The sequence below is a fragment of the Micromonospora sp. D93 genome, from assembly GCF_018070365.1.
GTDB classification, from domain to species: Bacteria; Actinomycetota; Actinomycetes; order Mycobacteriales; family Micromonosporaceae; genus Micromonospora; species Micromonospora ureilytica.
Map to the genome: position 1 here is coordinate 180169 of NZ_JAGPXW010000005.1, position 14947 is coordinate 195115.

The 14947-nt window shown below is 72.9% G+C and carries 10 protein-coding genes; 4 read left to right on the forward strand and 6 right to left on the reverse strand.

The annotated features are described in order from the left end of the window. The first annotated feature begins 92 nt into the window (after positions 1-92). Positions 93-485 (forward strand): PH domain-containing protein, encoded by a 393-nt coding sequence (locus KBX71_RS08435; RefSeq protein WP_124823180.1) that lies wholly within the window; start codon positions 93-95, stop codon positions 483-485. Here the strand turns inward: KBX71_RS08435 and KBX71_RS08440 are convergent. Beyond that, positions 479-1405: a 2-hydroxyacid dehydrogenase gene (locus KBX71_RS08440; RefSeq protein ID WP_210817431.1), complete on the reverse strand. Its 927-nt coding sequence runs from the start codon at positions 1403-1405 to the stop codon at positions 479-481. The genes KBX71_RS08435 and KBX71_RS08440 overlap by 7 nt on opposite strands. 186 nt (positions 1406-1591) lie before the next feature. Here KBX71_RS08440 and KBX71_RS08445 point away from each other — a divergent pair, with 186 nt between their 5' ends. The 3 genes from KBX71_RS08445 (at position 1592) to KBX71_RS08455 (ending at position 6339) form a co-directional block, all read left to right on the forward strand. Beyond that, positions 1592-3409 (forward strand): GAF domain-containing SpoIIE family protein phosphatase, encoded by a 1818-nt coding sequence (locus KBX71_RS08445; RefSeq protein ID WP_210817432.1) that lies wholly within the window; start codon positions 1592-1594, stop codon positions 3407-3409. 92 nt (positions 3410-3501) lie between these two features. After that, positions 3502-4674: a sorbosone dehydrogenase family protein gene (locus tag KBX71_RS08450; protein ID WP_210817433.1), complete on the forward strand. Its 1173-nt coding sequence runs from the start codon at positions 3502-3504 to the stop codon at positions 4672-4674. 60 nt (positions 4675-4734) lie between these two features. Beyond that, complete coding sequence (locus tag KBX71_RS08455) at positions 4735-6339, forward strand: metallophosphoesterase (protein ID WP_210817434.1); 1605 nt, start codon at positions 4735-4737, stop codon at positions 6337-6339. Positions 6340-6363: 24 nt separating this feature from the next. Here KBX71_RS08455 and KBX71_RS08460 read toward each other — a convergent pair whose 3' ends face one another. The 5 genes from KBX71_RS08460 to KBX71_RS08480 form a co-directional block, all read right to left on the reverse strand. Continuing rightward, the gene (locus KBX71_RS08460) at positions 6364-8721 is read right to left on the reverse strand and encodes a pyruvate dehydrogenase (protein WP_210817435.1); all 2358 of its coding nucleotides are present in this window, start codon (positions 8719-8721) and stop codon (positions 6364-6366) included. A 122-nt stretch (positions 8722-8843) separates the two neighbouring features. Continuing rightward, on the reverse strand, positions 8844-10343 hold the full coding sequence (gatB, locus tag KBX71_RS08465; protein ID WP_210817436.1) for an Asp-tRNA(Asn)/Glu-tRNA(Gln) amidotransferase subunit GatB: 1500 nt from the start codon (positions 10341-10343) through the stop codon (positions 8844-8846). Between the two features lie 13 nt (positions 10344-10356). Beyond that, on the reverse strand, positions 10357-11832 hold the full coding sequence (gatA, locus tag KBX71_RS08470) for an Asp-tRNA(Asn)/Glu-tRNA(Gln) amidotransferase subunit GatA (RefSeq protein ID WP_210817437.1): 1476 nt from the start codon (positions 11830-11832) through the stop codon (positions 10357-10359). Further along, positions 11829-12134: an Asp-tRNA(Asn)/Glu-tRNA(Gln) amidotransferase subunit GatC gene (gatC, locus tag KBX71_RS08475; protein WP_091393256.1), complete on the reverse strand. Its 306-nt coding sequence runs from the start codon at positions 12132-12134 to the stop codon at positions 11829-11831. The genes gatA and gatC overlap by 4 nt, the downstream gene beginning before the upstream one ends. Positions 12135-12291: 157 nt before the next feature. Further along, positions 12292-14934, reverse strand: coding sequence for a bifunctional diguanylate cyclase/phosphodiesterase (locus KBX71_RS08480; RefSeq protein ID WP_210817438.1), 2643 nt, complete (start codon positions 14932-14934; stop codon positions 12292-12294). Positions 14935-14947 lie beyond the last annotated feature (13 nt).

A 14947-nucleotide genomic window follows, 5' to 3' on the forward strand; every position in this document is an offset into this window, starting at 1 on the left:
AAGACAACGACCCGTGTCACTGTACGGCGTACCGCACGCTGCCGGCACCGCCCGCCGCGAGCCGAAACGACAGGGAGTGGGATCATCGGAGGGTGAGTAAGCCCGACACGGTCCGCTTCCGGTACAACCAAGCCATCCTGGTGGCCGCGATCATCGCCTTCGTGGGCGCCCTGCCGCTGGCCAACGCCCGGGACTACCTGCTGCCGGTGCTGCTCGTCCCGCTCGCCGTCGCGGTGTGGGCCTGGCGGGCCGGCACCGACGCCGACGCACGGGAACTGCGCGTGCGGGCGCTGGCCGGGCAGCGTCGGATCGGCTGGGAGCAGGTCCTCGAGCTGACCACCGACCAGCGCGGGCGCGCGGTCGCCCGACTCGACGACGGCCGCCAGGTCACGCTGCCGGCCGTCCGTGGGGCAGATCTGCCGCGGCTGGTCGCGGCAACCGGCCAGCCGCTGCCGGGCGCCGCGGCGGACGCGCCCCCTCAGTAGCCGTCGACCACCCTGTTGATCAGCGGTTGCCCGGCGGCGAAGCGGCGTACCTGATCGCCCACCAGCCGGTAGGCCCGTGGCAACAACCCGCGCACCGACCCGCCCACGTGCGGGGTGAGCAGCACGTTCGGCATGGCCCAGAGCGGGGAGTCGGCGGGCAGCGGCTCCGGGTCGGTGACGTCCAACGCCGCCGAGATCCGACCGGCGCCCAGCTCGGCGACGAGCGCCTCGGTGTGCGCCACCGGACCCCGGGCGGCGTTGACCAACAGCGCCCCGTCCGGCATCGCGGCCAGGAACGCCTTGTCGATCAGGCCACGGGTCTGGTCGGTGAGCGGCACCAGCACCACCACCACGTCCGCGTCGGGCAGCAGCCGGGGCAGTTCCTCGACGGCGTGCACCCCCTGCTCCGGGCGGGCCGTCCTGGCGACCAGTGTGAAGCTCACGTCGAAGGGGGCGAGCCGGTCACGCACCGCGGTGCCGATCGAGCCGGCGCCGATGATGAGCACCCGCTTGCCGGTCAGCTCGTCGGTAGGGGTGTTCTCCGCGAACGTCCAGCGCCGCTCGGCCTGCGCGCGGACGAACGCCGGGAACGCCCGCAGCTGGGTGAGGATCGCGGTGACGACCCACTCGGCGGTGGAGGGGTCGTGCACGCCCCGGGCATCGCAGAGGGTGACAGCCGGGGGTGTCCGGCCGGCCCACGCGTCCGCCCCGGCGGAGAGCAACTGCACCACCGCCAGGTCGGGCAGGTCACCCAGCACCGCCGTCGCGTCCGAGCCACCCAGGAACGGCGGCACCCAGAAGCGGACGTCGGCCGCCTCGGACGGCATCCGATCGGTGTGCTCGAAGACCTCCACTGTCACGTCCGCGGGCAGCTCGCCCAGGAGGTTCAGGCCGGCCTGGTGCGGAATCCATACCTTCACGTCCGCCGACGATAGTCCCCGATGCCGCGGCCGGTGGAGGCACGGCGGCGAACCGGCGCCCCGGGGGATGGCGCGCGGGTGCGGGGCGGGCGAGACTCAGCACACCGATGTTCGACTCCGACCTGGACGAGGTATAACGAAGGGTCGGAGGGCCGGTCGGCCTCCGCCCCGGCAGACAGGTGCTCGATGACCGACGGCTCCCCCGGCACCGCCCGGCGTTCGATAGCGCCACCTTCGGTGCTCGGCGACCCAGGGCGGTTGCGTGCGCTCGCCGACACCGGGCTGGACGCCGCCCCGGACGAGGCGTTCGACAGGTTCGCGCGGCTGGTCAGCGACCTGTTGAACGTGCCGGTCGCGCTGGTGTCCCTGGTCTCCGCCGACCGGCAGTTCTTCCCGGGCGCGGTCGGTCTGCCGGAGCCCTGGTCGGAGCGCCGACAGACCCCGCTGAGCCACTCGTTCTGTCAGCACGTGGTGGACATCGAGGCGCCGATGGTGCTGCCGGACGCCCGGCTCTACCCCCGCGTCCGGGACAACCTGGCCATCGACGACCTCGGCGTGGTCGCGTACGCCGGGATGCCGCTGACCGACCTCTCCGGTCGGGTGCTCGGCTCGCTCTGCGCCATCGACAACAAGCCCCGCGCCTGGACGGCCGCGCAGCTGCGGACCCTGGCCGACCTGGCCGCCGCCTGCTCGTCGGAGCTGCGACTGCGGATCGCGCTCGACGGCGCGCAGGAGGCACGGCGGCGGGTCGTGCAGGCGCACGAACGGCTGGAGCTGCTGGCCGGGGTGAGCGAGACCCTCGCTGGCACCCTGGACGTGGGCACCGCGCTGCGCCGACTCGCCGCCACCATGGTGCCGCTGCTCGCCGACTGGTGCCTGCTCACCCTGATCGGGCCGAATGGCCTGCCCCGCGAGGTGGTCTCGGTGCACCGGGACCCGGCCCGCGCGGCGGACGTCGACCGTTTCGGCGAACTGCTGCGCACTGGGCTGAGCCCCGAGTCGAGCATCCGGGCGGTGCTCCGGACCGGCCAGCCCCGGCTGGGCAGCATGGCGTCCCTGGCCGACGTGACGCGGGGCACCACTGACCCGGAGATGGCATCCATCGCCAGTCGGCTGGGGATCGCCTCCTACCTGAGCGTGCCGGTACGGGGTGTCGGCGGCACGGTGCTGGGGGCGATCACCCTCGTCAACGGCGGCCAACGTCAGCAGTTCGACGACCGGGACCTGCTCACCGCCGTCGACATCGGCCGGCGGGCCGGCCAGGCCGTCGGCAACAGCTCGATGTACGGCGAGCAGCGGCACGTCGCCGAGGTCCTGCAACACAGCATGCTCCCCCGGCTGCCGGTGGTGGCGGAACTGGAGCTGGCGGCCCGCTACCAGCCGGCCGCCGACCGGGTGGAGGTGGGCGGCGACTGGTACGACGCCTTCGTGCAGCCCGACGGCGACGTGATCGCGGCGATCGGGGACGTGGCCGGGCACGACATCGAGGCGGCGGCGACCATGGGCCAGCTGCGCAACCTGGTGCGCGGCAACGCCTTCGGCCGGCCGGACGCGGTGGGGTCACTGCTGAGCAACCTGGACGGCGCCATCCGTGGCCTGCGGTTGCCGATCGCCGCCACCGCGACGCTGGTGCGGATCTGCCCGCAGCGCGCCGGTGTGCACGAGATGACCTGGTCCAACGCCGGGCACCCGCCGGCCCTGGTGGTCCGCGTCGGCGGGGCGGTCGAGGTCCTTCAGGGCACACCGGAGCCGCTGCTCGGCCTGGCCCGTCCGTCGCCGCGGAGCAGCCACTCGACCAGCCTGGCCACCGGTGACACCCTGCTGCTCTACACCGACGGGCTGATCGAACGGCGGGACCGCTCCATCGACGAGGGGCTGGCCGAGTTGGCGGGCCGGCTGACCGGCACCGACACGCTGCCCCTCGACGACCTGTGCGACCTGCTGCTCGCCTCGATCCAGCACCGCGAGGACGACACGGCGCTGCTGGCCGTACGGGCACGGTGAGCGGTCCACCGGGGGCCACCGAGCGGGTCCATCGGCACCCGTTGCATCTCGACGGGCCCGGCCGGGCCGCGCGACGGGCTACCCTGGGCCGGGTGAGCGCCCGCCCCCCGTACTCTCGCATCAGCCGCCTCCGGGTGGCCCTCGCGGCGTCCTGCGCGGCGCTGCTGTTCGCCGCCGGTTGCAGCTTCGGCGAGCCCGAGCCCGACCCGGCCGGCGAACCGCCAAACCTGCCCACCCCGTCCGCGTCGGCGAGCCCCGGCGGCGCCGGCCAGCAGGCGGTGGCGACAGTGCTGGCCAAGGGTCTGCGGGTGCCCTGGGCCATCGCCTTCCTGCCGGACGGCGGCGCGCTGGTCACCGAACGGGACAACGGCCGGATCCTCCAGGTCGGCCCCGAGTCGGGGCCGGACGGGCTGCGGGTCCGCCCGCTCCAGACCATCCCCGACGTGGCGGCGGCGGGCGAGGGCGGCCTGCTCGGCATCGCCGTCTCCCCCGACTTCGCCCGGGACCAGACGGTGTTCGTCTACTACACCACCGAACGGGACAACCGGGTCGCCCGGCTGCGACTCGGCGGGCAGCCCACCCCGATCCTCACCGGCATCCCCAAGGCCAATGTGCACAACGGTGGTGGGTTGGGCTTCGGCCCGGACAAGCAGCTCTACGTCAGCACCGGTGACGCCGGTCAGCGCCCCCTCTCCCAGGACGTGAAGAGCCTCGGCGGCAAGATCCTCCGGATCACTCCGGACGGCAAGCCCGCCGCCGGCAATCCGTACCCCAACTCCCCGGTCTGGTCCATGGGCCACCGCAACGTCCAGGGTTTCGCCTGGGACCCCGCGAAACGGATGTACGCCGTCGAGTTCGGCCAGAACACCTGGGACGAGATCAACCAGATCACCAAGGGCGGCAACTACGGCTGGCCGGAGGTCGAGGGTCAGGCCAGGGACAGGCGGTTCACCGACCCGATCGCGCAGTGGGCGACGTCGGACGCGTCCTGCTCCGGTCTGGCCGCCACGGACCGGCTGCTGGTCACCGGCTGCCTGCGCGGCAAGCGCCTCTGGGTGATGGAGCTGACCGACACCGGCACGCTGCTCGGTCAGCCCAGTGAGCTGCTCACCAACCGCTACGGCCGGCTGCGCGCGGTGGCCGCGGCGCCGGACGGGTCGCTCTGGGTGAGCACCTCCAACCACGACGGGCGGGGCGACCCGGCGGGCGACGACGACCGGCTCCTGCGGGTGGTCTTCGCGGGCGGCGACGGCGGACGCAGCTGATTTCGTCACCATCCGTTCAGGTTTACCAAGATCTTCCGACGGGCAGGTCAGACTCTCAGCATGGACGGCCAACGCGACGAGCGGCACGACGACGCCGATGACCGGGACGACCCGGTGACCGGCGACGACCGGCCGCGCCCGAGGGGTTGGCGGGTCGGCGCCGCCGGCCCGCTGCGCCGCCTCGGGCTGATCGTCGCCGTCCTCGCCGTGGCCCTGGCCGGGGCGGTGCTCGGGGTGCTGGCCGGTGGCCGGGTGAGCACCGACATCGGCCCGTTCCGGGCCAACCTCAGCATCTCCCCCGCCCGGGACGGCGGCACCACCGTCGACATCCCGCCGCTCGGCGCGCTGCTGCTCGACAGCCACGACGGGCCGACCCACCTCACCGTCCGGCTGGGCGCCCTCGACCAAGGGCGCACCGAGGCGCTGATCGACGACCCGGCCAGCATCAGCCGGGCCAGCCAGAGCGCCGTGGAGGACGTCCGCTCCGGGGTGATGCGCCTCGGCCTGCGCACCCTCGGCGCGTCGGTCCTTGTCACGTTGGTCCTGGCCGGGCTGATCTTCCGCGACGTCCGGCGCACCGCCTGGGCGGGTGGGCTGGCGCTGCTGGTCACCGCCGGCAGCCTCGGCACGGCGGCGGCGACCCTTCGCCCGCAGGCCATCGAGGAACCCCGCTACGAGGGGCTGCTGGTCAACGCGCCGGCCATCGTCGGTGACGCCCGCCGGATCGCCAACGACTACACCAAGTACGCAGAGCAGTTGCAGCGCCTGGTCGGCAACGTCAGCCAGCTCTACACCACCGTCTCGGCGCTTCCCCTGTTGGAGCCGACCCCGGGCACCACGCGGGTGCTGCACGTCTCCGACATGCACCTCAACCCGACCGGCTGGCAGCTGATCCGGACCGTCGTGGAGCAGTTCGGCATCGACGTGGTGATCGACACCGGGGACATCACCGACTGGGGCAGCGAGCCGGAGGCATCCTTCGTCGGTTCGATCGGCCTGCTGAAGAAGCCGTACGTCTTCATCAGGGGCAACCACGACTCCGGCAAGACCGCCGCCGCGGTGGCCCGCCAGCCGAACGCCATCGTGTTGAACAACACGACCACGACTGTCGCCGGGCTGACCATCGCCGGCATCGGCGACCCGCGCTTCACCCCGGACAAGAACACCTCCCCGGCCGGCAGCGGGTTGACCCAGCAGGTGGCCGACCAGGTGATCGGGGTCGGCAACCAGCTCGCCGCGACGGTCCGCAGCTCACCGCGGCCGGTCAACATCGCGCTCGTGCACGACCCGGCGTCGGCCGGACCGCTCGCCGGCACCTGCCCGCTGGTGCTGGCCGGGCACACCCACTCCCGGCAGGTCTCCAAGCTGCCGCAGGCACCCGGGCAGCAGCCCACCACGCTGATGGTGGAGGGCTCCACCGGCGGCGCCGGGCTGCGCGGCCTGGAGGGCGAGAAGCCCACCCCACTGTCGATGAGCGTGCTCTACTTCGACCAGCAGAAGATGCTCCAGGCGTACGACACCATCACCGTCGGCGGCACCGGGCAGGCCCAGGTCAACCTGGAACGACGCCTGGTGGAGAACCCGACCGCCGGTGTGCCGGCCACACCCACACCCACGCCGACCGACGGTGTCCCGGCCACACCCACACCCACGCCGACCGGCTGAGCCGACGCCGGCGGGCGCGGACGGTCAGCGGAGTGCGATGGCGGCCAGGGCGGCGTTGACGATGCTGCCGGGCAGCAGGTCGTGCAGTTCGTACAGCTCGGCCACGCTGCCGGACTGGCCGAACTCGTCCACGCCGAGCGGCACCGCCGGGGCGCCGACCGCCGAGCCGAGCCAGGCCATCGCGTGCGACGCGGCGTCGTGCACGCTCACCACCGGCACCCGATCGGCGAACGCGGACCGCAGCGCGCCCGGCACACTGGGCACCGTGGCCGTCCGTACGCCCTGGCGCAGGGTGCGCTGCCAGGCCCGGTAGAGCCGGTCCAGCGAGGTCACGTCCACCACGTGCGCGGCGATGCCCTCGTCGGCCAGCTCCGCCGCGGCGGCCAGCACCTCGGGCAGCACCGCGCCGGAGGCGGCCAACTGCACCACCGGGGCGTCGACCAGGTGCGGGTACGCCTGGTGCGCGTCGACCAGCCGGTACGCCCCGGCGACCACCTGTCGGCGCAGCACGGCGTCGCCGAGCCGTGCCCGGGCCGCCTCGAACGGCGCCTGGTCCAACGGTCGGGTGCTCAACCGGAAGTAGTACGCGCCGTCCTCGGCGGGTGCGGCCGTCGCGGCCGGGGCCGCCCCGCCGGCGATCTGCCCCAGCGCGTCGCAGAGCAGCCAGTCGAGGCTGCCCGCGTACGCCGGTTCGAGGAACGTCACCCCGGGCAGCTCCAGACCGACCGACGCGGTGATGGTGGACTGGTGGGCGCCGCCCTCCGGGGCGAGGGTGATGCCGGACGGGGTGCCGGCGACCACGAACCGCGAGCCGGAGTACGTGCCGTACAGGAACGCGTCGAGGCCGCGCAGCACGAACGGGTCGTAGACAGTGCCCACCGGCAGCAGCGGCTGCCCGGACATGTCCCAGGACAGCCCGAGCTGGCCGAGCAGCAGGAACAGGTTCATCTCCGAGATGCCCAGCTCGATGTGCTGCCCGGCGGGGCTCTCCGTCCAGCGCAGCATCCGGTCCTCGGTCCAGGAGCGCTGCTCGGTCGGGGCGAACACCCCGGTCTTGTTGATGAACCCGGCGAGGTTGGTGGAGGTGGCCACGTCCGGGGCGGTGGTGACCAGGTAGCGGCCCACCTCCCGGTCCCGCGCCAGGTCCACCAGCACCCGACCGAAGACCTCCTGCGTGGAGATCGGCTTGTTGGCGCGTACTCCAGTGCTCTCCGGAACGGTGACCCCGAGCGCGCGCTCGCGCGGCGCGCGGGACAGCGCCTCCCGGCGGGCGCCGGCCTGGATCCCGGCGGGTGACGCCGGGTCGAGGCGGTCCCACTCGGTCTCGGCCGTCAACCCCTGCGCGGCGCGCAGCGTGTCGACCTGCTCCGAGCTGAGCAGCGCGGAATGGTTGCGCGGGTTGCCGGCGATGGGCAACCCCCAACCCTTCACCGTGTACGCGAAGACGACGCTGGGCCGGTCGGTGACCGCGTCGCACTGGGCGTACGCGTCCAGCATCGCCTGAAGGTCGTGCCCGCCCAGGTCGGTGACGAGCGGGCTCAGCTCCTCGTCGCTGACGTGGGCGATCAGCTCGTCGATGCCGGCCGGCGCGCCGTCCAGGAACTGCTTGCGCAGCGCCGGCCCGGCCAGCCCGAACAGCGACTGGTACTGCTCGTTGGGCATCGCGTCGATCCAGTCGCGCAACGCCTCGCCGCCCGGCCGGGCGTACGCGTCGGCGAGCCGACGGCCGTACTTGACCTCCACGACGTGCCAGCCGGCCGCCTCGAACTGGCCCCGCCACTGGTTGATCCGGATGCCGGGGACCACCCGGTCCAGCGACTGGCGGTTGAAGTCGACGAGCCACATGACGTTGCCCAGCCCGGTGGTCGCCGGGTCGGCCACCGCCTCCCAGATGTTGCCCTCGTCCAGCTCGGCGTCACCGATCAACGCCACGAACCGGGAGTGCGGGCGGGCCCCGAAGTGCGCGTCGACGTACCGCCGGGTGGCGGCGGCGAAGAGCGGCGCCGCCGCGCCCAGGCCGACCGAACCGGTGGAGAAGTCCACAGCGTCCGGGTCCTTGGTACGCGACGGGTACGACTGGAGGCCGCCACGGGCCCGCAGCCGGGGCAGGTAGGAGCGGTCCAGGTTGCCGAGCAGGTACTGGATGGCGTGGAACACCGGGGACGCGTGCGGCTTCACGGCGACCCGGTCCTCGGCGTCCAGGTGCGCGAACCAGAGCGCTGTCATCGCCGTGACCAGGGAGGCGCTGGACGCCTGGTGGCCGCCGACCTTCACACCGTCGCCGGTGGCCCGGTCATGGTTGGCGGCGTCCACGATCCGGGTGGCGAGCCAGAGCACCCGCCGCTGGATCTCGTCGAGGACATCGAGGTCGTGCTCGGTCACTGTGGCTCCATCCAGGCGTCGCCGTTGACGCCCTCGCGAGGGGTGCGGGGTGGCCGCGTAGTCGACAGGGGGTGGCGACACGCCGCCGCCGGGTCGCGGCGGCGGCGTGCTCCGGGTGGGTGTCAGCCCTGGACGCCGAGGCGCTCCAGGATCAGCTCACGCAGGGTCTTCGCGTCGGCCTGGCCCCGGGTGGTCTTCATGACCGCGCCGACCAGCGCGCCGACCGCCGCGACCTTGCCACTGCGGATCTTGTCGGCGATGCCGGGGTTCGCGGCGATCGCCTCGTCCACGGCTGCGGTGAGCGCGCCGGTGTCCGACACGACCTCCAGGCCCCGGTTGGTCATGATCTCGGTGGGTGAGCCCTCACCGTCAACCACGCCCTCCAGCACCGTACGCGCCATCTTGTCGTTGAGCTTGCCTGCGTCGACAAGCCCCTGAAGCTCGGCGACCTGGGCCGGGGTGGCACCGATCTCGGCGAGCTCCACGCCGCTCTCGTTGGCCCGGCGGGACAACTCACCCAGCCACCACTTGCGGGCCGCCGCCGGCGTGGTTCCGGCGGCCACGGTGGCCTCGATCAGCTCGACCGCGCCGGCGTTCAGCACCGACTGCATGTCCAGGTCGGAGAGGCCCCACTGCTCCTGGAGCCGACGCCTGTGCACCCGGGGCAACTCTGGCAGGGCGGCCTTCAGCTCGGCGACCCAGGCCGGGTCCGGGGCGATCGGCACCAGATCCGGCTCCGGGAAGTACCGGTAGTCGGTGGCCGTCTCCTTCGAGCGACCCGGGGTGGTGTCGCCGGTCTCCTCGTGGAAGTGGCGGGTCTCCTGGGTGATCCGGCCGCCCGCGTCGAGCACCGACGCCTGCCGCAGCATCTCCGAGCGGACCGCCCGCTCCACCGACCGCAGCGAGTTGACGTTCTTGGTCTCGGTACGGGTGCCCCACTCCGCGCCCGGCAGGTTGAGCGAGGTGTTCACGTCGCAGCGCAGCGAACCCTCCTCCATCCGCACGTCGGAGACGCCGAGGGTGCGGATCACGTCGCGCAGCTCGGTGACGTACGCCTTGGCCACGTCGGGGGCGAGCGCACCGGTGCCCGTGATCGGCTTGGTGACGATCTCCACAAGCGGGATGCCGGCCCGGTTGTAGTCGACGAGCGACTCCGTCGCGCCGTGGATGCGGCCGGTGGCGCCACCGACGTGCAGCGTCTTGCCGGTGTCCTCCTCGAGGTGCACCCGCTCGATCTCGATCCGCACCGTCTCGCCGCCCACCTCGACGTCCAGGTAACCGTCGACGCAGATCGGCTCGTCGTACTGGCTGATCTGGAAGTTCTTCGGCATGTCCGGGTAGAAGTAGTTCTTCCGGGCGAACCGGCACCACTCGGCGATCGAGCAGTTCAACGCCAGGCCGATCCGGATGATCGCCTCGATGGCCGCCTTGTTGGCCACCGGCAGCGAACCGGGCAGACCCAGGCACACCGGGCAGACCCGGGTGTTCGGCTCGCCACCGAAGTCGGTCGGGCAACCACAGAACATCTTGGTGTTCGTGCCCAGCTCGACGTGGGTCTCCAGGCCGATCACCGGTTCGAAGCGCGCAACGACCTCGTCGTACGCGGGCAGTGTCGTGGTCATCGGGGCTCCTGCCTCACAGCGTCGGTGGGGTGAACGTGCCGACGGCCGACTCCAACGCGGCGGCGACCCGGTACATCCGGTCGTCGGCCAGCGTCGGGGCCATCACCTGCAGGCCGACCGGCAGCCCCTCGGAGAGCCCGCAGGGCACCGAGATGCCCGGCCCGCCGTACAGGTTGGCCGGGATCGTGTACAGGTCGGCCAGGTACATCTGGTACGGGTCGGCGGTCCGCGCGCCCAGCGGGAACGCCACCGACGGGGTGGTCGGCGAGATCAGCGCGTCGACCTGCTCGAACGCGGCGGTGAAGTCCCGGGTGATGAGCGTCCGGACCTTCTGCGCCTGCCCGTAGTACGCGTCGTAGTAACCCGACGACAGCGCGTACGTGCCGATCATGATGCGGCGCTTGACCTCCGGGCCGAAGCCGGCCTCGCGGGTCAGCGACATGACCTCTTCCAGCGACCGGTTGCCGTCGTCGCCGACCCGCAGGCCGAACCGGACGCCGTCGAACCGGGCCAGGTTGGAGGAGCACTCGCTCGGGGCGATCAGGTAGTACGCCGGCAGCGCGTACGCGAACGTCGGGCAGGAGATCTCGACGACCTCGGCGCCCATCTTGGTCAGCGCGTCCACCGACTCGCGGAAGGCGGCCATCACGCCCGGCTCGGCGCCCTCGCCGACGAACTCGCTCACGATGCCGAGCCGCACACCGGTCAGGTCGCCGGTCGCGCCGAGCTTCGCCGCGGCCACCACGTCCGGCACGGGCTGCGGGATCGAGGTGGAGTCCCGCGGGTCGTGCCCGCCGATCACCTGGTGCAGCAGGGCCGCGTCGAGCACGTTGCGGGCGCACGGGCCAGGGGTGTCCAGCGACGAGGAGAAGGCCACCAGCCCGTAACGGGAGGTGCCGCCGTAGGTGGGCTTGGCGCCCACCGTGCCGGTGACCGCGCCGGGCTGACGGATCGAGCCGCCGGTGTCCGAGCCGATCGCCAGCGGCGCCTCGTACGCGGCAAGCGCGGCGGCGCTGCCACCACCCGAGCCACCGGGGATCCGGCCCAGGTCCCACGGGTTGTGCGTCGGGCCGTACGCCGAGTATTCGGTGGAGGAGCCCATCGCGAACTCGTCCATGTTGGTCTTGCCGAGCATCACCGTGCCGGCCTCCCGCAGCCGCTGCACGATCGTCGCGTCGTACGGCGGACGCCAGCCCTCCAGGATCTTCGATCCCACTGTGGTCGGTACGCCCCGGGTGGCGAGCACGTCCTTGACCGCTACCGGCACACCCGCGAGCGGGCCCAGCTCCTCGCCGGCAGCCCGGCGCTCGTCCACGGCGCGGGCAGCGGCGAGCGCGCCGTCGGTGTCGACGTGCAGGAAGGCGTGCACGCGGTCGTCGACAGCGGCGATCCGGTCCAGGTGCGCCTGGGTCACCTCGACGGCGGAGGTCTCGCCCCCGGCGACCAGGCTCGCGATCTCCGTCGCGGTCATTCTGGTCAAATCGGTCATGAGGCCACATCCTCGGTCAGGATCCGCGGTACGCGGAACCGCTGGTCCTCGGCGTCGGGCGCGCCCGACAGCGCTTCCTCCGGGGTCAGGCACGGCGTGACGACGTCCTCGCGGAAGATGTTTGTCAGCGGCACCGAGTGCGAGGTCGGCGGGATGTCCGCGGCAGCGACCTCGCCGACCTGGGCGACCGCCTGGAGGATCACGTCGAGCTGGCCGGCGAACGTGTCCAGCTCCTCCTCGGTGACGGCGAGCCGCGACAGGCGCGCCAGGTGCGCGACCTCCTCGCGGGAGATGGCGGCCATCCGTGCCCCCTTCTGAATTCCTGCTGGTCGGGCGATGTGCCGGCCGCGCGACAGGTGGAGCGTGACACGCGGTGACCGGAGCGAGTCTATTGTTCCGCTCCGGTGCCGCGTCCCCGACTCCCCCTCCGCCGGCCGTCGTGCCGTGTCGGCGGGCGGGTCAGCGGGTGGGGCGGCGAGCGACGTTCGGCTGCGGGTGCCCGCCGGTCGGGCGGACCGGCCGGTACCGGGCCAGCCAGGTGACCAAATCCTCGGCCGGCATCGGCCGGGCGTAGAACCAGCCCTGAGCGGCGTCGCAGCCGGCGGCGTGCAACATCCGCCAGGTCCGCTCGTCCTCGACACCCTCGGCGACCACCCGCAGCCCCAGAGCGCCGGCCAGCTCGATCATCGACCGGACGATCGCCGCGTCGTCGGCGTCGTCGGCCATGCCGAGGACGAACGACCGGTCCACCTTCACCTCGGACAGCGGCAGCCGGCGCAGGTGCTGGAGGGAGGAGTAGCCGGTGCCGAAGTCGTCAAGCGCGATGGCCACCCCGATCCGGTGCAGCCGGGAGATTGTGGCCAGCACCCGGCGCGGGTCGGCCATCAACGCGCCCTCGGTGATCTCGACCTGCAGCCGCTCGGCCGGCACCCCGTGGCGGGCCAGCCGGTCGGCGATCTGATCGGCGATCTCACCGGTGTGCAGGTCGCGCACGCTCACGTTCAGCGCCGCGCGGAGGATGATCCCGGCCGCCGACCACTTGGCGAGCTGCTCCACCACATCGTCGACGACACGACGGGTGAGCAGTCGCATCACTGCGCTCTGCTCGGCGACCCGGATGAGTTCCTCCGGGTCGACCATGCCCCGCCGGGGGTGCCGCCAGCGCAGCAGGGCCTCGACGCCGACCACCTCGCCGGTCGCGATGGCGATCTGCGGCTGGTAGTACATCGTGATTTCCCCGGCGTCGTCGGCCGGCTCGTCGTCCGCGTGCGCCCACCCGGTCGGTTCGAGTGGCTGCCCGGGAGTACCGGGGCCGACGTCCCGCCGCGACCCAGTGCGACCCCTGCCCACCGCGCTGCCGTTCGGGGACCGGCGTCCGTTCCCGCCCCCGGCGCGCCGCTCCCGGGTCGAGCCGGAACGGGTGCCGGCGACCGTGGCACGGGCGTTGCGGCCCCGGATCGGGTCGGCTCCGGTGGCGATCCGGTTGATCAGCTCATCGGAGTGCACCAGCTCGGCGTCGGTGCGCCGACGGCGTGCCCACCACCGAGCAGCTCCCGGAGGTGCCGTGGCGACCGCCGGCGCCGGGTCCGCCGCCGGTCCGGGCTGGCCCGGCGCTGGGCTGGGCAGCGCCGCCCCGTCACCGCCTCGCACCTCCGCGGTCACGGCAAGGGGTACGTCGACAGTCCGCTCGGCGTCGCTCGGCACGCCGTGCCGGCCGTTTCCGTCCGCCGGCGCAGCCGCATCCTGACCCTGACCTGTCGGTTCGGCATCGGCGTCGAACGGCCCCTCGGCCGACGGGCTGGCCTCCAGTACGCGGCGCAGGTCAGCGAGGAGGCCGAGTCGCTCGGCGGAGTTGTGGTCGGACTCCGGTGCGTACACGGCCACCGTGTCGTTGCGGTGCTTGGCGTCGTACATCGCGACGTCGGCGTGGCGCATCAGAGTGGCGAAGTCCTCGCCGTGCTCGGGGAAGAGGGCGATCCCGATCGACCCGCCCACGTCCAACGGCAGCCCGTCGAGCGGCACCGGCTCGGCCAGCGCCTCGACCACGCGGTCGGCCAACTCCCGCGCCTGACCGACGTCGGTCAGCCCGGTCATCACGATGGCGAACTCGTCACCGCCGAGCCGGGCGATCATCTGTGGTCGGGGCTGCACATCGGTGAGCCGAGCGCTGACCTCGACCAGCAGCCGGTCGCCCACAGCGTGCCCGAGGGCGTCGTTGACGTTCTTGAAGCGGTCCAGGTCGATCAGCAGCAGCGCCAACTGCCCGTCGGGTTCACCGCGGGCGGTCCGCTCGGCATGCACGTGCACCTGCTCCGCCACCTCGGCCAACAGGGCCTTGCGGTTGGGCAGCCCGGTCAGCGGGTCGGCGGCGGCCAGGTGCTGCTGCTCGTTTGTCAACCGCGCCATCCGGTAGACCGCGAAGAGCGGCACCAGCACCAGCGGGATCAGCGCGGCGCTGACCCGCGCCGCGGCGACCAGCACCGGGGCGAGCAGCAGCAGTGAGCCGGTGGAGAGCAACTCGAACCCGAGGCCCTGACGGACGGTGGGCCACCAGCGATCTCCGAAACGCAGCCGCACCGCCCAGCTGACCAACCCGTAGTTGACGACGAACCAGGCCAGCGCGGCGCCGCCGACGGCGGCCACGTCGGTCCAGTGCAACCGCCCGCCGGAGAAGATCGTGCCCGACCCGAGCTGGATCACCCCGTACGCGGCGGCGAGGGCACATGCGTACTGGCCGACGTTGAACGCCGTGCGCCACGCGGCGTGCCCCATCCGCCAACCCGAGAGGACCACCCCCAGCGCCTGCACCACCACCGCCGGGCCGAGACCCCAGCCGAGCAGGATCGCGAAGGTGAAGCAGGTGGACGGGAACACCGCCGACGTCTGCCGGCGCCCCGGTGGAACGAACGGGCGCGCGTCGCAGACCACGGCGAGCGCGGCCATCGTCCAGAACGCCACCGGCAGCCCGGACAGTTCGTCGGGGAGCCTCGCGAGTGGAACGGCGGCGGTCAGCGCGGCGACCGCCAGGATGCCGGCGACGAAGGCGGCGAACGGCGCGACCCGCCCCGCAGGAAGCGAGTTGCGTGGGTCGGCGACCTCCACCACACCTCCCGAC